This window comes from Muribacter muris, assembly GCF_001038205.1.
Lineage (GTDB): Bacteria > Pseudomonadota > Gammaproteobacteria > Enterobacterales > Pasteurellaceae > Muribacter > Muribacter muris.
In genome coordinates, this window is record NZ_JWIZ01000014.1 from 62,658 (window position 1) to 82,400 (window position 19,743).

General features: G+C 47.7%; 14 protein-coding genes. 7 read left to right on the top strand and 7 right to left on the bottom strand.

From position 1 onward, the window contains the following. Position 1 precedes the first annotated feature (1 nt). From RO21_RS02925 to uvrC, 3 genes are all read left to right on the top strand, one after another. Positions 2-541 (top strand): hypothetical protein, encoded by a 540-nt coding sequence (locus RO21_RS02925; protein ID WP_047976307.1) that lies wholly within the window; start codon positions 2-4, stop codon positions 539-541. A 126-nt stretch (positions 542-667) separates the two neighbouring features. After that, positions 668-1,216 (top strand): CDP-diacylglycerol--glycerol-3-phosphate 3-phosphatidyltransferase, encoded by a 549-nt coding sequence (pgsA, locus tag RO21_RS02930; protein WP_047976308.1) that lies wholly within the window; start codon positions 668-670, stop codon positions 1,214-1,216. Between the two features lie 63 nt (positions 1,217-1,279). Beyond that, complete coding sequence (gene uvrC / locus RO21_RS02935; RefSeq protein WP_047976309.1) at positions 1,280-3,115, top strand: excinuclease ABC subunit UvrC; 1,836 nt, start codon at positions 1,280-1,282, stop codon at positions 3,113-3,115. A gap of 35 nt (positions 3,116-3,150) precedes the next feature. Here uvrC and RO21_RS02940 read toward each other — a convergent pair whose 3' ends face one another. From RO21_RS02940 to mpl, 6 genes are all read right to left on the bottom strand, one after another. Then, positions 3,151-5,271, bottom strand: a complete 2,121-nt coding sequence (locus tag RO21_RS02940) for a TonB-dependent hemoglobin/transferrin/lactoferrin family receptor (protein WP_047976310.1) — start codon at positions 5,269-5,271, stop codon at positions 3,151-3,153. A gap of 109 nt (positions 5,272-5,380) precedes the next feature. Further along, positions 5,381-6,151 carry a Fe(3+) dicitrate ABC transporter ATP-binding protein FecE gene (fecE, locus tag RO21_RS02945; protein WP_047976311.1) on the bottom strand — a complete coding sequence of 257 codons (771 nt, stop codon included), beginning with the start codon at positions 6,149-6,151 and terminating at the stop codon, positions 5,381-5,383. Then, positions 6,148-7,143: a Fe(3+) dicitrate ABC transporter permease subunit FecD gene (fecD, locus tag RO21_RS02950; protein WP_047976312.1), complete on the bottom strand. Its 996-nt coding sequence runs from the start codon at positions 7,141-7,143 to the stop codon at positions 6,148-6,150. Before fecD ends, fecE begins: the two co-directional genes overlap by 4 nt. Beyond that, entirely contained in the window at positions 7,143-8,129 is a 987-nt protein-coding gene (gene fecC / locus RO21_RS02955; protein WP_047976313.1) for an iron-dicitrate ABC transporter permease FecC, read from the bottom strand. Before fecC ends, fecD begins: the two co-directional genes overlap by 1 nt. Beyond that, positions 8,130-9,023, bottom strand: coding sequence for a Fe(3+) dicitrate ABC transporter substrate-binding protein (locus RO21_RS02960; RefSeq protein WP_047976326.1), 894 nt, complete (start codon positions 9,021-9,023; stop codon positions 8,130-8,132). A 125-nt stretch (positions 9,024-9,148) separates the two neighbouring features. After that, the gene (mpl, locus tag RO21_RS02965; protein ID WP_047976327.1) at positions 9,149-10,510 is read right to left on the bottom strand and encodes a UDP-N-acetylmuramate:L-alanyl-gamma-D-glutamyl-meso-diaminopimelate ligase; all 1,362 of its coding nucleotides are present in this window, start codon (positions 10,508-10,510) and stop codon (positions 9,149-9,151) included. 119 nt (positions 10,511-10,629) lie between these two features. Between mpl and fbp the strand changes: the two genes are divergently transcribed. The 4 genes from fbp to pfkA all read left to right on the top strand — a co-directional run bounded on the left by fbp (position 10,630) and on the right by pfkA (position 15,994). Then, positions 10,630-11,634: a class 1 fructose-bisphosphatase gene (fbp, locus tag RO21_RS02970; RefSeq protein ID WP_047976314.1), complete on the top strand. Its 1,005-nt coding sequence runs from the start codon at positions 10,630-10,632 to the stop codon at positions 11,632-11,634. Positions 11,635-11,785: 151 nt separating this feature from the next. Then, positions 11,786-13,381 carry an ABC transporter substrate-binding protein gene (locus RO21_RS02975; RefSeq protein ID WP_047976315.1) on the top strand — a complete coding sequence of 532 codons (1,596 nt, stop codon included), beginning with the start codon at positions 11,786-11,788 and terminating at the stop codon, positions 13,379-13,381. A gap of 254 nt (positions 13,382-13,635) precedes the next feature. Next, positions 13,636-14,781, top strand: coding sequence for an FMN-dependent L-lactate dehydrogenase LldD (gene lldD, locus RO21_RS02980; RefSeq protein ID WP_047976316.1), 1,146 nt, complete (start codon positions 13,636-13,638; stop codon positions 14,779-14,781). A 247-nt stretch (positions 14,782-15,028) separates the two neighbouring features. Beyond that, a complete protein-coding gene (gene pfkA / locus RO21_RS02985; protein ID WP_047976317.1) occupies positions 15,029-15,994 on the top strand; it encodes a 6-phosphofructokinase in 966 nt (321 codons plus the stop codon). A 79-nt stretch (positions 15,995-16,073) separates the two neighbouring features. Here the strand turns inward: pfkA and putA are convergent, their stop codons facing one another. Next, positions 16,074-19,676: a bifunctional proline dehydrogenase/L-glutamate gamma-semialdehyde dehydrogenase PutA gene (gene putA / locus RO21_RS02990; RefSeq protein WP_047976318.1), complete on the bottom strand. Its 3,603-nt coding sequence runs from the start codon at positions 19,674-19,676 to the stop codon at positions 16,074-16,076. Positions 19,677-19,743: the final 67 nt, after the last annotated feature.

Sequence of the window (19,743 nt, forward strand, 5' to 3'; positions counted from 1 at the left end):
TATGAAATCGTTAAAATCTTTGTTTGTTATTTCGACACTTTTCGCCCTTGCGGCGTGTAGCGGCTCAAATTCGGCGGGCTGGAAGCGACTGGCGGAAACGGAAGTCGATCAGAAATCCTATGCGATAGCTTACGGTGCAACGGCGCAAACCTATGCCGATCGGGTAAACGGCAGCTATGATATTGACGCTTTTGTACGGGGCGTGGACGATTGGTTTAACCAAAAAGTGAGCTTGCCGATTGAACAAATTCGGGCAAGTCTGCTGAACCGTATGCTCGATCACAATGTCTATGCCTATTACAGCGGCGTGTTGCACGCGGCGGATTTTCAGGCGAAATTTAACTATTTAAGCCCGACCTGTTGGGGCTTTGTGCAGCCGCCTAGCTTAACGCAAGGGATCTATGATGCGTTAGTGGATATCCAAAAAAATCAGGTACGCAACGACAAATATATCCAAGAGGGCGCGGATCAGGTGCTGCACCTTTGCGTAGAACAGGTGGAAGCCGACCAGCAAAAACAAAAACCGAAAAAAGCACGTTAATACGCCGATCGACAAGCGAGGGGATTTGCAAAAAATCTGCAAAATCTCCCCGCTTGCTCTTTCTTATTTTCGCCGCATTTAATAGAATGACGGCACGATTTTTCGACCGCCGAGCCGACTGCGCTAATGAAACTGAATATTCCGACTTATCTCACTCTCTTTCGGGTAGCGTTAATTCCGCTGTTTATTGTGGCGTTTTACCTGCCGTTGCCCTACGCACCGGAAATCACCACGCTGATTTTCTTTATTGCCTCTATTACCGATTGGTTTGACGGCTATTTGGCGAGAAAATGGAACCAAGCCACCCGCTTGGGGGCATTTTTAGATCCGGTGGCGGATAAAGTGTTGGTTGCTATTGCGTTGGTGTCGGTGGTGGAGTTTTACCATACTTGGTGGATCACCATTCCGGCCGGCATTATGATTGCCCGTGAAATAATTATTTCTGCTTTGCGGGAGTGGATGGCGGAGCTGGGCGAGCGGGCAAATGTTGCCGTTTCCATTTGGGGGAAAGTCAAAACAATGGCGCAAATGCTGGCGCTCGGCGGTTTACTGTGGCGGCAAAGTCATCTAATGGAAATTTTAGCTTTTATCCTGCTTTATGTGGCGGTGTTTCTGACCATTTGGTCAATGTTGCAATACCTTAAAGCGTCCAAAGGCAGCTTATTAAAATCCTAAATTTTGCCAAAATCCCTGTTTTCAGACCGCTTGCAAGCGGTCTTTTCCGTTCAAACATAAACAATGTCCAAGTTTAATGCCAAACAATTCCTTGCCGATGTACCGCACAGTCCGGGCGTGTACCGAATGTATGATGACAAAGGCACGATCATTTATGTCGGCAAAGCAAAAGATCTGAAAAAACGGCTGGCAAGCTATTTTCGGGCGAATTTAGCCAGCCGCAAAACAGAAGCGTTAGTGGCGCATATTGCCCATATTGACACCACGCTGACTCATTCCGAAACGGAAGCCTTACTGCTGGAACATAATTACATCAAGGAAAATCAGCCCCGCTACAATGTGTTGCTGCGAGACGATAAATCCTACCCCTATATTTTGCTGACACGTCATACCCACCCTCGTTTGAGCAGTTTTCGAGGCAGTAAAAAGGTGGCGGGCGAGTATTTCGGGCCTTATCCGAATGCCTCTGCTGTGCGGGAAACCCTCAATTTACTGCAAAAACTCTTCCCGATACGCCAATGCGAAGACAGCTACTATAAAAACCGCTCCCGCCCCTGTCTGCAATACCAAATCGGGCGTTGCCTTGCCCCTTGCGTTGAGGGATATGTGAGCGAGGCGGAATATGCGCAGCAGGTGCAATTTGTGCGGCTGTTTTTACAGGGGAAAGATCAGCAGGTGATCGAACATTTGATCGCAAAAATGGAACAAGCAGCGGCGGATCTGGATTTTGAAGTGGCGGCGCGTTTCCGTGATCAAATTCAGCAAGTACGAGCAGTAACGGAGAAGCAGTTTGTCTCTAACGAGCGGCTAGATGATCTGGATATTATCTCGATCGCTTATCAACACGGCATTGCGTGCGTGCATATTCTATTTGTTCGTCAGGGTAAAGTACTGGGTAATCGCAGCTATTTCCCCAAAGTGCCGAGCCATACGGAGCTTGCCGAGTTGAGCGATACTTTTATCGGGCAATTCTATTTGCAGATGAACCAACACCGCACCATTCCGCATCAAATTGTGATCGATCACCCTGTCAGCGAAGCGGCGGCACTTGAGCAGGTATTGAGCGATCAAGCGGGTCATAAAGTGAGTATTTTAGCCAAAGTGCGGGGCGAAAAAAGCCGTTACCTTGCGCTTGCCAAAACCAATGCAATGGCGGCATTAACCTTGCAGCTCAAGCAAGACAGTCGGATTCAGGCTCGCTATCAAGACTTACAAGTGGTGCTTTGTCTGCCCAAAATTACAAGAATGGAGTGCTTTGATATTAGTCATACAATGGGCGCGCAAACGGTCGCCTCTTGCGTGGTGTTTGATGAAAACGGCCCGTTAAAATCCGATTATCGCCGCTTTAATATTGAAGGTATTACGGGGGGCGATGACTATGCCGCAATGGAACAGGCACTGCTCAAACGTTACAACAAACCGTTACCGCCGGAAAAAATTCCCGATATTATTTTTATTGACGGTGGCAAAGGGCAGCTCAATCGAGCGTTGGAGACCTTTGCCAACTTGAATGTAGCGTGGGATAAAACCAAGCCGCTCTTGATTGGTGTGGCGAAAGGCGTAGAGCGTAAAGCCGGTTTGGAAACCTTGCTCATCAGCAAATGGGACAAAGAGATCCATCTGCCGCCCGACAGCCTTGCGTTACATTTAATTCAGCATATTCGGGATGAATCCCATAACCACGCCATCAGCGGACACCGTAAAAAACGGCAGAAAGCCTTTACGGAAAGCGGGTTGGAGTCGATCGCCGGCGTGGGCGCAAAACGTCGCCAAGCGCTACTGAAATACCTTGGCGGAATGCAGGGGGTTAAGGCAGCAACATTGGCGGAAATTCAATCCGTCCCGGGCATTTCTAACACCTTGGCAGAGGTGATTTTTGATACATTGCAAAACGGCTGAAGTTAAGGCACGCATTGCGTGCCTTATGAGTGATATTAGAAGCTGTAATTGACGCTGGCTTTGATATTCCGCCCTGTGCCTTCCATTAGGCTGAACGCGGGTTGATATTGTTTATCAAACAGGTTTTCCACGGCAACATCAAAACGTAATGCCCCGTTTTTCCCCATTGGCGTATAGCCGACTTGTAGATCGGTAAGCGTATAGCCACGGTAATGGGTGGCATACTGGCTCGGTACGCGTTTTTGGGCTTGGTAACGGGTAATGCGAGCGCCGAGATCGAGCTTATCCGCAAGGACGGCATAATTTACGGCAACGCCGAATTTAGCCGCCGGCACATTGGCAAGCGCTTCGTGGTTGGAGCGGTTTTTGCCGTGGGTTTGGGCGTAGTGAGCAAGTAGGCTAACACGCTCGGTTGCATAGTTTGCGGCTAATTCGACCCCTTGCAGACGGGCATTCGCCACATTTTGGTATTGGGAAATGTTCGGGAACGGTGAGCGAGGGTTGCTACTATATACCTCCAGATTGATGAGATTTTTTACATCGTTTTGGAAATAGGTTGCCTCTAAGCTCAATTTATCTTGCTCACGGAAGACATTTTCAAAATGAAGGTTAGCACTAAGCTCTTTATTTTTAGCCGTTTCCGGCTGTAAATTCGGGTTTTCAAGGAAGTGATTGATTGCACTGCGATTACGCATTGCCGTGCCGAAATGCGCCCCGCTTGAGTAGCGTTCTTGAATGGACGGTGCACGGAACGCCTCCGTATAACGTGCGGTGAGATCTAACCAAGGGGTTGTTTTCCACGTTAATGCCACAGCCGGAGACCAGTGATCGTCCTGTGCATTGGCGTAATCGCCTTGTCGGTTAGTCGTTTTGTAGCGGTCGTAGCGTACGCTCGGCGAGAGAATAAGGCGTTGCTCAAACAACGGGAAATGGGCAAGCAAATAAGCACCGGTAACGGTGGATTTGACATTGTAAGGATCTGCTCGGTATGCATCCGTTGAATTTTTGCCACGCTCGGTTCTGGCGTGATCTTGATAGTAATCCACCCCGTAAGTGAAGATAGCGCCGTTTAAGTCGGACGTATTACGCAGGTTAAAGCCTTTGGTGGTGAGTTTGGTTTGGTCTTGAATATCGCTGTTAAGGCGAGCCTCTTTTTCAACGGTACTGTTGCGGTATAAAGTGAATTGAGTGTTGAAATAGGGATTATCTTTCGGATTAAAATAGTAATTCAGCACGCTGCTTTGATCCGTGATTTGCTGACGGGTCAAATAGGAAATACTGCCGAGTTCGCCGTAAATTTTCGTCATATCACAACTGGCTGCGGGGTTGGTATGGCAGTTTCGGATAATCTGCGTGAGCGCTTCAAAGGTAAATTCCGAAGCTAATTCGTTGTTACTTGGGGCAACTTGGTTTGCTCGGCTCAAGCGGTGGGATAATTCCAGCCGATTGCTATCATTAATTTGCCAACCGAGTTTGGCTAATCCACCCGTTTGGCGGTAAGCGGAATTTGGTTGTTTCTCTCCTTTACCGAGACGCAGATTGTCCGCATCGTGATAAAAGCCGGCGAGTAAGGCATCAAAGCGATCATTTGCCATAAATACCGAACCTTCCGTTTCGCTTAGGCGGTTGGCGGATTGATAGCCCTGACGCAGATTTGCCCCAAAGGTTTGGTTGGCTTTGAGCAGATCCAAGGCAGTCGGCGTACGCATTGCCACCACGCCGCCCAACGCACCGGATCCCCATAGGCTGCTTGCCGGACCTTTGATTACCTCAAGCTCTTGTATCAGTGAGAGTGGTAGGAAATAAGCTCCCCGATGTTCCAAGTCAAAATTTTGGCGGACGCCGTCGATTACCTGTACAACCCGATTACCGCCGATACCGCGAATGGTCGGCTTTTGTGCGAGAGGTCTTGCACCGCCCTGAATGTCAAGATTATTCAAATATTTCAACGCATCGGCAACGCTGGTCGGCTGGCGGGCGAGTAAGGCATTTTTACTGATGCTTTCACTGGGATTGGCATACTCTGCCCATTGGCTCGGATCTCGCCCTGCAATGACGTGAACCTCATCTAACTGAACTGCTTGTTGAGCGGTTTCTGCCAAGGCTAGTGGGGAAAGGGCAATAAACACGGCACTGTAAATTTTAGATAATTTCATCGGTGATCCTAAATATGAAGAATATTGCGTGGATTATAGAGAAATAAATCTAAAACTCAATATTATTGATAACAATTCTCATTATTTTAATTGAGTAGTACCGACAATCCTATGATTTAAACACAAACATCGGCGTGTGGCTGACGGGATCGGCGTGAATTTCGACATCCAGATCGAATACCTGTTTCAGTAGCTGTTCGCTCATCACTTGCTGCGGCGTGCCTTGCTTGATCAATTCCCCCTGTTTCAGTACAACCAAATGATCGCAATAACGGCAGGCTTGATTGAGGTCGTGCAGCACGGTAATGATCGTTTTGCCCTGTTGCTGTAAGGTACGCATCATTGCCATTAGCTCGGCTTGATGGCTGAGATCCAAATAGGTGGTCGGCTCGTCCAGCAAAATAATCTCGGTATTTTGTGCCAGCACCATTGCCAAAAAGGCTCGTTGCTGCTGACCGCCGGAAAGGCTTATCACCGGATAATCGGCAAATTGCGCCATTTGGGTCGCAGCCAAAGCCTGTTCAACTAAGTTTTCATCTTGGAGGCTGAGCCGTCCCCACATATTAAGATAAGGCGAACGCCCGAAAGAAACCAGCTCTTTGACGCTTATCCCTTCCGGTACGATGTGCCGTTGTGGTAGAAAGGCAAGGGTTTTCGTATAGGCTTTTGCAGATTTTTGCCAAATATCGACCGCTTGATAGCAAATATGCCCTGATTTTGGCTTGAGTAAACGTGCGAGGGCTTTTAATAGTGTGGATTTTCCGCAGCCGTTCGGCCCTAGTAGCGCAATAATTTGATTTTTCGGAAAGGTAATGCTCAAGTTCGGGACGATAGTGGTCTCTTGGTAGGCAAGTTGAAGATCGGTAATGGCAAGCATTATTTTATTCTCATCAGTAAATAGAAAAAGTAGGGTGCCCCCAAAATGGCGGTAAGAATACCGGCGGGAAGCTCAATAGGCGGAGCGATGACACGGGCTAAAATATCCGCCAGCAGTAGTAATATCGCCCCCAATAAAAAGGCGGTCGGAAGTAAGCGGCTATGCCGTCCGCCCACAAGATAACGTGCCAAATGCGGAGCGGCTAAACCGAGAAAGCTAATTGGGCCACAGACAGCAACCGCCGTAGTTGCAAGGGCAACCGCCAAGAGCAAAACGGCTATTTGCGTTACCTGCAATGATACGCCGAGGCTGGCGGCTTTCTGTTCGCCTAAGGATAAGGTATCCAAATCTCGACAAAATACTACACTCAGCGGCAATAATAGGCAGAGGAGCGGTACGGCAACCGAGACATAGTTCCAACTGCGTCCCCACAAACTGCCGGTCAGCCATAGCATTGCGGCGTTAATATCCATTGGGTACGAGAGCATCAGATAGTGGCTGAGGGCGACCCATAAACTCGCCAGTGCCACGCCGACAATCGCCATTTTTATGGGACGAAAATGGCGTCCGCATAGCCACCAAAGTAATAAAAAAGCACTTAAGCCGCCGATAAAGGCGAATATCGGTAGCCAGTAGAAATCAAGCGAAGGGAAGAACAGTAAGCACGCTACGGCGACTAGCCCTGCGGCGCTGTTAATGCCTAAAATATCCGGTGAGGCGAGCGGATTTCTGACGATACTTTGAATTAGAACCCCCGAAACCGCTAATGCACCACCAATTACAACGGCCAGTAACGTGCGGGGAAGGCGGTATTCCATTAAGGTGAAAGCGTAAGGGTGATCGGGGTTTTGTACAATGTCAAAAAGGGTTTGCCAAGATAGGCTCACCGTGCCGAATTGAAGGCTTGCCATTATCAGCCCGAATAATATCGGCAAGCAGATAAGGTAGAGGCTTTTTTGCAAAAAAGTACGCCGAACTGACCGCGTGTTTGCCATTATATCTGTTTTCCTCGTGCAAATAGGATAAAAATCGGCGCACCGAGCAGAGCTAAAATGGCGCCGGCGGGGATCTCACTCGGAAAATTGACCGCGCGTGCCACAATATCGGCAAACAGCATCAAACTTGCGCCGAACAACATTGTGATCGGTAATGCTTTGCGTAGATCATAACCTATCCAATAACGTGCAAGATGGGGAATCAATAAGCCGATAAAAGCAATCGGGCCGGCAATGCTAACGCTTGACCCGACAATCAGCAATGCGACGATATTACTCAACCAACGGATTAGGGATAAATTTACCCCAAGTGTTTGTGCCGATTCATCGCTTAAATGGAGTAAGTTTAATCGGCTCGCAAATAGCAGGCTAAAGAGTGCCGTGAGTAAAAAGAAAGGGAATGCCACTTGCCATTCACCCCAACGAACGTGTGCTAAACCGCCTGCCAGCCAATTCATAATATTGGCGGCGTGATCTTCGGCAATGATGATGACTAATTTGGTTAATGCAGCACAGAATAGTGATACCGCAATGCCCGCTAGAATAACCCGCTGACGATTTGCATTCAACCGCCAGCCACCGCTAATCATCATTACCAGTAACCAGCTCAGACCGCCGCCAAGGCTGGCGATCAAGGCAATACTGTAATGGCGAAAACTTGCCGGCAACACAGCGGTAGCAATAACCATTGCCAAACTGGCGCCGGCATTGACGCTTAATAGCGAGGGAGATGCAAGCGGGTTGCGGGTGATAGTTTGCAACAGTGCGCCGGCTACGGCTAAATTTGCCCCCATTACTGCTGCTGTTAATGCACGGGGTAAACGGAGATCAAAGACGGTGATTTGGACGATTTCATCCGCTCCCTGTCCAAAGATGCTGAGGCTTTCCAAAGCTGAAATCGGGGTGGGATAATAGAGAAACAGGCTTCCCCATATCAGCAACAGTAAGGCGATAATCGGGAAAGCCCAACGTAGCAAAAACGTCATCTATTTTGTGTCTGCCAAAAAAGTTTGGAGCTGCTGTGCCATTAGTTCCGCTGCTTCAATCCCCCTTGCTCTTGCCCAAAGATTGCTATCCACGGTTAAAATCCGTTGCTGTTTTACCGCCGGAATCAATTTCCACAACGCTTCGTTTTGCCATTTTTTCGCAATACTTTCATCACGGTAGTGGGTAATAATCATTAGCTCCGGTTTTTCCGCCACGACTTGCTCTAAACCGACCAACGCACTCGGCTTGTTATCGGCAGGGGCTTTCGGCATTGTAAGCCCTAAGGCTTCGACTAAACCGCCGGCATAGGATTCATTATTGTATAAACGAAATTCCGTTTCACGAGAAATGCCGATGATTGTTTTGTATCCTTTTGATAATTGCTTAGCAATATCGCTTATCCGCTGTTGATGCTGCGCAATGCGTGCTTGCATTTGCTCGGATTTACCGAGTAAATCACCAATTTTTTGGGCGGTTTCAAGGTTTTCACGGTAATTTTCATTGCGGGAATTAAATACAACCGTCGGGGCGATCTTTTTCAGTTCTTCATATACCCCACTATGGCGGTTTTCATCGGCAATGATTAAATCCGGCTTGAGTGCTGAAATCGCCTCGAGGCTTGGTTGGGAACGTGTACCGACCGATTGCCACGGCTGAATTTTATCCCGTACCTGCTGCAAGATACGGGTTTTTTCGTTGTCGTCCGCCACACCGACAGGGCTAACGCCGATTTGTGCTAACGCATCGACATAAGAATACTCCAATGCCACTACGCGCTGCGGCACGTGCTCTAAGCTGAATTCGCCCTTTTGATCTTTAACCGTTACGGCGGAGGCAAAACCGCTGAATATCAGTGCGGCGACAGCGAAAAGAGATTGACATAATTTAGACATCACTGTTTTCCTATTCAAAACAAAAGATACCAAATTATAACGCACTTTTGTTGTTGAGAATAATTCTTTTTTGTAATGTTGGCAAAATTTGCCTATTTCTGCCAACATCTCACCGCTTGCAGCCTTTATTTTGCCAGCTTTTGTAACAATTTGGCGTGAATGCCGCCGAAAGCGCCGTTACTCATTATTAAAATGTGATCCGTTGGCTGTGCGTGTTGCACAATCAGTTCAATAAATTGTTCGAGATTGTCGCTGCTGTACGAGGGCTGGGGCAATGCCTCGGTAATGTCGCTCACCTGCCACGGAATAGTGTCCGGTTGGAAGACAAAGACCATATCGGCTTCCGTGAGAGAGGGGGCAATTTCTGCTTTGTGAACGCCCATTTTCATTGTATTGGAGCGAGGTTCTAACACGGCAAGAATCCGCTGTTTGCCGACTTTACCCCGTAGGGCGGCAAGCGTGGCACGAATTGCGGTCGGGTGGTGAGCAAAATCATCATATACGGTGATGCCGCTGACTTCGCCTTTAACTTCCAAACGCCGATTTGCGTTGATAAAACTATTCAGCCCTTGGCACGCTTTAGTGATGTCTATGCCGGCGTGATGGGCGGCGGCAATCGCCATTAAGCCGTTGTGCATATTGTGTTCACCCACTAATTGCCAATCGACTTCCCCCGCTTTTTGTTGTTGATGATAAACTGTGAATGCAGAGCAATCGGCTCTCAGCGGTTCGGCATACCATTCATTTTGCTTGCCGATCAGCTGTTGTTGGCTGTAACTGCCCATTGCAAGTGTATCTTGTACATTTTGATCGGCACTGGCGGACAGGATTAGCCCCGTTTGTGGCATTGTGCGGATAAGGTGGTGGAATTGACGTTGAATGGCTTTCAAATCGTCAAAAATATCGGCGTGGTCGAAATCAATATTATTGATAATCAAGGTTTTTGGGGCGTAATGAATGAATTTAGAGCGTTTGTCGAAAAAGGCGCTGTCGTATTCATCCGCTTCAATCACAAAAAACGGCGCAGAACCGGCACGGGCAGAAATACCGAAATTCCCCGCTACGCCGCCGATTAAAAAGCCGGCATCGATCCCGTTTTGTTCAAAAATCCACGCTAACATTCCTGTGGTGGTGGTTTTACCGTGCGTACCGGACACGGCGAGGACCCAGCGATCTTTGAGGAGGTGATCGTGCAGCCATTGCGGGCCGGAGGTAAAATTCAGTTGGTTATCAAGGACGTACTCGACACAGGGATTCCCCCGCCGCATTGCATTGCCGATGATGACCATATCCGGCGCAGGTTGGAGCTGCTCAATATCGTAGTTCGGGATAATCTCAATCCCGCTTTTTTCCAAAAACGTACTCATCGGCGGGTACACGTTGGTGTCCGAGCCGGTAACTTTATAGCCAAGCTCTCGTGCGATGATTGCCACCCCGCCCATAAATGTGCCGCAAATGCCGAGAATATGAATATGCTGCTGTTTCATTATTACCTCAATGAAAAATGTGATCTCATTCACAAAATAACACTTTGCCGACAAAGTGTCTTCAAATTGACGGGTATAATAAAACAAAGCCTGCCGAATAGCTAATAAGGAGCAAAAAAATGAAAACATTGGGCGAGTTTATTATAGACCGACAAGCCGAGTACCCCGGTGCAACGGGGGAATTAAGCGGAATTTTGTCTTCAATCCGCTTATCTGCCAAAATTATTCACCGTGATATCAATCGGGCGGGGCTGACGCAGGATATTTTGGGCGTATCCGGCGATGAAAATATTCAAGGCGAAGCGCAAATGAAATTGGACGTTTTTGCCAATGAAACGATGAAAAAAGCGTTGATCGCCCGTGGCGATGTTGCCGGCTTTGCCTCGGAGGAGGACGATACCTTTGTCGCCTTTGATACGGAACGGGGGCGCAATGCCAAATATATTTTAATGACCGATCCGCTTGACGGTTCGTCTAATATTGATGTGAATGTGTCGGTCGGCACGATTTTTTCCATTTATAAACGGGTCTCGCCGATTGGCACACCCGTTACCCTTGAGGATTTTTTGCAAGAGGGGCGTAAACAGGTGGCTGCGGGTTATGTTACCTACGGTTCATCAACAATGCTAGTCTATACCACCGGAAACGGGGTAAACGGTTTTACCTATGATCCGTCGTTGGGTTTGTTTATTCTCTCCCACCCGAATATGAAAATGCCGTTTGAGGGCAAATATTATTCCATTAACGAGGGGCAATATGTTACCTTTCCTGAAGGCGTGAAACGGTTCATCAAGTTCTGCCAAGAGGAAGATAAAGCCACGAAACGCCCTTATTCTTCACGCTATATCGGCTCGTTAGTGTCGGATTTTCACCGCAATTTACTCAAAGGCGGTATTTATATTTACCCGACTTCCACCAGCTACCCGAAAGGCAAGCTCCGTCTGCTTTACGAGGGCAACCCGATGGCGTTTTTAGCCGAACAGGCGGGCGGAATGGCAACGGACGGCTTTAATCCGATTTTGGATATAAAGCCGACCGAACTACACCAGCGTGTGCCGTTTTTCGTCGGATCAAGTGCAATGGTGCAAAAAGCCGGCGAGTTAATGGCTGCCTTTCGCTCATAGCAAAAAGTGAGGCAAAACAGACCGCTTGCGTTGGCAGTCTTATAGCTTTTTAGCATAATAGCCTACCTTTTGTTCTTTACCTTAAGTGGAATAATCGGTATCTTTCGCCGATATTTTTCTTTTTAGCCCGAATCCTAATCGGAGGTTCTCTATGAAATTGACTACCAAACTTTCGTTAATCGCAGCCACACTGTTTGTTTCAAGTGTCGTACAGGCGGCGGATAAAACCTTTGTGAACTGTGTCAGCCGTTCACCGACCGGTTTCAGCCCGGCTTTAGTGATGGACGGCATTTCCTACAATGCCAGCTCCCAACAGGTGTATAACCGTTTGGTTGAATTTGTTCGCGGATCAACGGATATCGAACCGGCACTGGCGGAAAGCTGGACGGTCAGTGATGACGGGCTAACCTATACCTTTCAACTACGCAAAGGGGTGAAATTCCATTCCAACAAACAATTTACCCCAAGTCGTGATTTTAATGCCGATGATGTGATCTTCTCATTCCAACGCCAGCTAGACAAATCACACCCGTATCACAATGTGTCTAAAGCGACCTATCCGTATTTCAATGCAATGAAATTTCCGAAATTGTTGAAATCGGTCGAGAAAGTGGACGATCACACGGTGAAAATCACCTTAAATCACCAAGATGCCACTTTCCTTGCCAGCTTGGGAATGGATTTTATCTCCATTTATTCTGCTGAATATGCGGACGCTTTAATGAAAGCCGGTACGCCAGACGTGTTGGATACCACACCAATCGGCACAGGGCCGTTTGTGTTTGCCGGTTATCAGCTTGATCAACGCATTCGCTTTTTAGCAAACAAAGACTATTGGAAAGGCAAAGCGGATATTGACCGCTTGATCTTCGATATTGTGCCGGATGCCACCGCGCGTTATGCCAAATTGCAGGCGGGAGCTTGCGATATGATGGATTTCCCAAATCCTGCCGATTTGGAAAAAATGAAAACCGATCCGAAAATTCAGTTGTTATCCCAAGCCGGTTTAAATATTGCCTATATTGCATTTAACACCGAAAAAGCACCGTTTGATAATCTAAAAGTCCGCCAAGCACTCAATTATGCGGTAGATAAAAATGCGATTATTGATGCTGTTTATCGTGGCGCGGGCGTGGCAGCTAAAAATCCGCTGCCGCCTACCATTTGGGGCTATAACAATGCCATAGAGGGCTATGAATATAATCCGGAAAAAGCGAAAGCACTCTTGAAAGAAGCCGGCTTCGAAAACGGTTTTGAAACGGAAATTTGGGTTCAGCCGGTAGTGAGAGCCTCTAATCCCAACCCACGCCGTATGGCAGAGTTAATCCAAAGCGACTGGGAAAAAGTCGGCGTTAAATCAAAATTGGTGAGCTATGAGTGGGGCGATTATATCAAACGCACCAAAGCGGGTGAATTAACCGCCGGCACATACGGTTGGTCGGGCGATAACGGCGATCCGGATAATTTCCTCTCACCGTTATTTGGGAGCGAAAATGTCGGTAACAGTAACTATGCCCGCTTCAAAAATGCCGAATTAGACGGATTACTCAGCAAGGCGGTTGCTTTATCGGATAAAACCGAGCGTAGCAAATTGTACGAACAAGCCCAAGTGTTACTAAAAGAGCAAGCCCCTTGGATCAACGTGGCTCACTCAATCAGCTTTGCTCCAATGAGCAAACGGGTGCAAGATTACAAGCAAAGCCCGTTCGGCTATTCCTATTTCTACGGTACTAAAGTGGTGGATTAATTTTTCACAAAATCGAGCTGCAAAGAACAGGGACACGGAAAGCGTGTCCCTATCTTTTTTGGAAAAAAACCTAAGCAACTCACCGCTTACAATGCAAATATACCTTTTTATAATGTGATCCTTCTCACATTTTCAACAAAATCTTCTTATTCAAACCAATTAAATTTGCAAATAGAAATAGTTTGCATTAAATTTAAAACCTTTCATTCCACCTGCTCATTTTATAAAAAGCAGATTTAACGAGGTGTTTTTTAATGATTATTTCATCTGCCAACGATTATCAAAAAGCGGCACGCCGTCGTGTGCCCCCTTTTATGTTTCATTATGCGGACGGCGGTTCGTACTCGGAGCAAACATTAAGACGTAATGTCAGTGATTTGGAAAATATTGCGTTACGCCAACGTGTGTTAAAAGATATGTCGCAGTTGAGTACCGATATTGAACTGTTCGGTGAAACGTTGTCGATGCCGGCTATTCTTGCCCCCGTTGGAGCGTGCGGAATGTACGCCCGCCGAGGCGAAGTGCAAGCGGCGAAAGCGGCGGATAACAAAGGCATTCCTTTCACCCTTTCGACCGTGTCTATTTGCCCGATTGAAGAAGTTGCGCCTGCCATTAAACGCCCGATGTGGTTTCAACTTTACGTTTTAAAAGATCGCGGTTTTATGAAAAATGCGCTTGAACGCGCCAAAGCAGCCGGTTGTTCAACGTTGGTCTTTACCGTCGATATGCCGACACCAGGGGCTCGCTACCGTGATGTGCATTCCGGTATGAGCGGACCTTATAAAGAGATCCGCCGTGTAATCCAAGGGGCGTTACATCCGTTTTGGGCGTGGGATGTCGGCATCAAGGGCAAGCCACACACCCTTGGCAATGTGTCTCACTATATGGGCAAGCAGATTGGGTTAGACGATTATATCGGCTGGCTGACGGAGAATTTTGACCCTTCTATTTCGTGGAAAGATTTGGAATGGATTCGTGAGTTTTGGGACGGCCCGATGGTTATTAAAGGCATTTTAGATCCTGAAGATGCCAAAGATGCGGTGAAATTTGGGGCGGACGGCATTGTGGTATCCAACCACGGCGGTCGCCAATTAGACGGGGTATTATCCAGTGCCAAAGCCTTACCGGCAATTGCCGATGCGGTGAAAGGGGATATTAAAATTCTCGCCGATTCTGGTATCCGCAACGGTTTGGATATTGTCAGAATGATCGCCTTAGGTGCTGATGCGTGTATGCTCGGCCGATCTTTTGTCTATGCCCTTGGGGCTGCGGGGCAGACCGGCGTAGAAAATATGCTTGATATTTTCAAAAAAGAAATGCGGGTAGCGATGACCCTCACCAGTAATCAAAAAATCAGCGACATCACTCGAGAAGCGCTGGTTGATCTCAGCAAAATTTAAGTATAAAAGCAGATAGGGCGATTTCGCCCTATTTTTTCTTATTACCTCAGTTACCCATTGAAGAGCACTGTAATAGCCTTGAAGCTATTAAGCCGAATATATTATCCCCTTAACCACTTTTCAGAATTAGATCAAAAAATCGTAAATTTCTCCATTTTCTACTAGAACACGGCTACGTTATAGGGTAATCTTCGCAGAGTTTTTCGATTTATTTTAAAATTTTAATTATTTCAAGATAGGTGTTTTTATGATCAAAAAAATCGCTGTTTTAACAAGTGGTGGTGATGCACCGGGTATGAATGCGGCAATCCGTGGTGTTGTGCGTGCGGGGCTGACAGAAGGCTTGGAAGTGTATGGGATTTTAGACGGGTACTACGGTTTGTACCACGATAAAATCGTAAAACTTGAACGCCGTTCTGTCTCTGAAGTGATTAACCGTGGTGGTACTTTTTTAGGTTCGGCACGTTTCCCTGAATTTAAAGATCCGGAAGTGCGTAAACAGTGTGTAGAAACATTGAAGAAATATGAGATTGACGCGTTAGTGGTGATTGGCGGGGACGGCTCGTTTATGGGCGCAAAATTATTAACCGAAGAACACGGTATTGCCTGTATCGGGCTGCCAGGAACGATTGATAATGATGTGGCAGGCACGGATTATACGATTGGCTACCAAACGGCATTAGAAACAGCGCTTGAGGCAATTGACCGCTTGCGTGATACCTCTACATCACATAAACGGATCTCTATTGTTGAAATTATGGGGCGTCATTGCGGTGATTTGACCATCAATGCGGCATTAGCAGGCGGTTGCGAATATATCATTGTGCCGGAAAAAGGCTTTGATAAGGCATCCTTGATGCGTAACATTGGAGAGGGCTTCAAAAAAGGCAAGCGCCACGCGATTATTGCGATTACCGAGATGATGACGGACGTTTACGCACTAGCGAAAGAAATTGAGGAAGCCTTCGGACACGAAACCCGTGCGTGCGTACTAGGGCATACGCAACGTGGCGGTGCGCCTTGTGCCTTCGACCGTATTTTAGCCTCTCGTATGGGGGTTTATGCGGTAGAACTATTATTAGCCGGACACGCCGGTCGCTGTGTGGGGATTCAAAACGAACAGCTGGTGCATCACGATATTATTGAAGCGATCAATACAATGCGCCGTCCATTCAAAGAGGAATTGTTTGAAGTGTCGAGAAAGTTATTCTAATTTGATACTATCAATCAGAGCTTAAAAAAGCGGTGCGATTTGCAGAATATGAAGTAAATCGCACCGCTTGTTTTTAGTGTTAATCCATCTCGCTCATTAAGCTGGCGTTACCGCCGGCCGCCGCGGTATTGATACTGATCGCTTTTTCGTGTACCAATGGGAACAGTGAGAGAGCCAGATCGAGACTGTCGATATAGGTTAAAATCGCACCTGAACGTTCGGCATAATGCTGTTTTTGCGCCTCGTCAATCGGGTCAAACACGATCATTACACTCAGTTGTGTGAGTTGGTTCAGATCTTCGCTGACCTCAAGGTAATCTGTGAGCAGCCGTACATATTGGGCAAGCGGGCTATCTTTTTGCACCACTGCTTTGCTGCCGCATACCACAATCGCGGCTAAGGCTTTAAGTTGCTGTTCAAGGCTGCCTTTGCCGATCGCAATCAGTGGGCGGGCAACAAATTGCAGGTAGTTGGATTCTCCGGTGATCCCTTGCATTTTATACACTTTACCCAACGGCGATTGGGCGACTAATTGTTTTGCTAACGCCACTGTATTTTGAAAATCATTATTGCTGACCGTATTTAACTGTTCGATAAACGGTTTGATATTCAAGTCAGTTTCACCGGTTAAGCCTGTCAGTGTCCATTCACGGCGATTAACCAACCGTTGCAGATAAAGCGGGCCACCTGCTTTTGGTCCTGTACCGGATAAGCCCATTCCGCCGAAAGGTTGAACGCCGACGACCGCCCCGACAGTGTTACGATTAACGTATAAATTGCCTGCGTGGATTTGGTTAAGCCAGAGATCGACCGTTTCATCGATGCGGCTATGTAAGCCACTGGTGAGACCGAACCCCGTTGAGTTGATGTCCGCCATTACTTGCGCAAGTTTATCACCGTCAAAGCGGATAACGTGCAATACCGGCCCGAAGACTTCGTGTTTGAGCTGGCTGATATGGTCGATTTCCAATAATGTCGGCGGCACAAAAATGCCGTTTTGTGCGATTTGTGTATCGATCTCCACTTGATAGCAGGATTTCGCTACCTTCTTCATTTTGTCAATATGGTCAAGCAAGCGTTGTTGTGCAATTTTGTCGATCACAGGCCCAACGTCCGTGTTCAGTTGTTGTGGGCTACCGACCTTAAGTTCCGCCATTGCCCCTTTGAGCATTGTGAGGATATGATCCGCCACATCACGTTGTAAGTAGAGTACTCGTAGCGCAGAGCAGCGCTGACCGGCAGAATCAAAGGCGGAATTTAGCACATCGGCAACCACTTGTTCGCCCAATGCAGAGCTGTCCACAATCATTGCGTTTTGCCCGCCCGTTTCCGCTACAAGCGGGACGATGCGTTCATTTTTTTGCAAATGGCGGTTGATCTGTTTGGCGGTATCCGTTGAGCCGGTGAAAATCACGCCGTTCACTCGCGGATCTTGCACTAACGCCGCCCCGATTGTTTTACCGCTGCCCGGCAAGCATTGTAGCGCATAGCTCGGCACGCCCGCTTGATAGAATAAATTGACCGCATAATTTGCCATTAGCGAGGTTTGCTCCGCTGGTTTTGCCAACACAACGTTACCTGCAACTAACGCAGAGGAAACTTCGCCGACAAAAATCGCCAGTGGGAAGTTCCACGGGCTAATTGCAACCACAATGCCACGAGGGTTTTGGAAACCTTCCGGATTTAAACGGACCTCTCTTGCATAATAACGGCAGAAATCGACCGCTTCCCGCACTTCCGCTATCGCATTATTGAGGGTTTTTCCAGCTTCCCGAACAGCTAAATCAAAGAGCTGTGGCATATTGGCTTCCATTAACTGTGCCATTTTATCCAGCATATCTGCCCGTTCACTCGGCAATGTTTGCTGCCACTCTGCAAGTGCTTGTTCCGCCCGATCGAGCGCTGTCGCAACGTCCGTTGCGGTTGCGTCAATCACTTCGCCCACCATCTCGCTCGTCTTCGCCGGATTATAGACACGGCGGACTTCACCATTGTGTGCTTGCGCATCCGCCAGTTGTGGTGCGGCAAAATAGTGTTGGCCGGCTAATTGATTGAGCTGCTGCTCTAGATCACGCAGATGCACGGCATCGGTTAAATCGTAGCCTTTTGAGTTTTGACGTTGATCGCCGAATAGGTTGATTGGCAATGGAATTTTCGGGTGCATTGTGCAATCGGTGCTGAGCGTCTTTTGCACCGGATCAGCGATTAAATCTTCAATGCGAATATTCTCGTCCACAATTTGATTGACGAAAGAGCTGTTTGCCCCGTTTTCAAGTAAGCGGCGTACCAAGTAGGCGAGCAAAGTTTGGTAAGAACCGACCGGCGCATAAATCCGGCACTGAACATCAAGATTTTCTTTGCCGACCACTTCATCGTAGAGGGTTTCGCCCATACCGTGCAAACATTGAAATTCAAAGCGTTTGCCTTTGGCGAGGTGATACACGGTCGCAAGTGTTTGGGCGTTATGCGTGGCAAATTGCGGGTAAATCACATCTTGTGCCGCCAACAGTTTTTTGGCACAGACCACATAGTTTAAATCCGTATGCACTTTGCGGGAGAAAACCGGATAACCTTCGGCACAATCGGTTTGTGCACGTTTAACTTCGGTATCCCAATAAGCGCCTTTCACCAGACGGATCATCAATTGGCGTTGGTTAGCACGGGCTTTTTCGATAAGATAATCAATCACATACGGGCAGCGTTTTTGGTATGCCTGTACCACAAAGCCGATACCGTTAAAATGGGCTAAATCCGGATCGGCGAGTAATCTGTCGATTAAATCAAGGGAAATTTCGAGGCGGTCGGCTTCTTCCGCATCAATGTTAAGCCCAATATCGTATTGTTTAGCCAGTAAAAACAGATCTTTTAGGCGTGGATAAAGTTCATCCATTACCCGTTGGTGCTGCGCCAAACTGTAACGGGGGTGAATAGCGGACAGTTTCACCGACACACCAGAGGCATTATGCACGCCCAACCCTTTGGATACGGCTCCCACAGCGTGAATGGCGGCAACATAATCGTCAAAATAGCGTTTGGCATCTTCTTCGGTAAAAGCCGATTCGCCGAGCATATCATAAGTGTAGCGGAAACCTTTGTTGAAGCGGGCTTCACTGTTTTTGAGGGCGGCTTGAATCGTTTCGCCGGTAACAAACTGTTTACCAAGCAAACGCATTGCGACGTCCATTCCTTTACGGATTAAAGGCTCACCGCCTTTGGCGATTAAGCGCGACAGAGACGATGAAAGGGAGTTTTCACTATGGGTGGAGACCAATTTGCCGGTTACCACCAATCCCCACGCCGCCGCATTCACAAATAACGATGGGCTATTGCCGGTGTGGGCTTTCCAATCGCCTTTGGCGATTTTATCTCGGATCAATTTATCGGCGGTGGCTTGGTCGGGGATTCTTAGTAGCGCTTCCGCCAAACACATCAACGCCACACCTTCTTGGCTGGAAAGGGAAAATTCGTGCATCAGGGCATCAACCCCACTGGCTTTTTTACGGGCGGTGCGTACCTTGCCGACCAGTTTTTCGGTTAAGGCTTTAATTTCCGATGCAAATTCATCGGTACGGGCTTGCTCAACGAGTTGTTTTACCAAACTTTCTTCATCAATGCGATAATGCTCGCTGATCAATGGACGGATAGCCGTTTGCGCCGGCAGAAGTTGATAAGTTGATGACATAATGTTTCCCTTACATAAACTAGGATTGACAAAATAAATAGAAAATCCGACCGCTTGCACGGTCGAT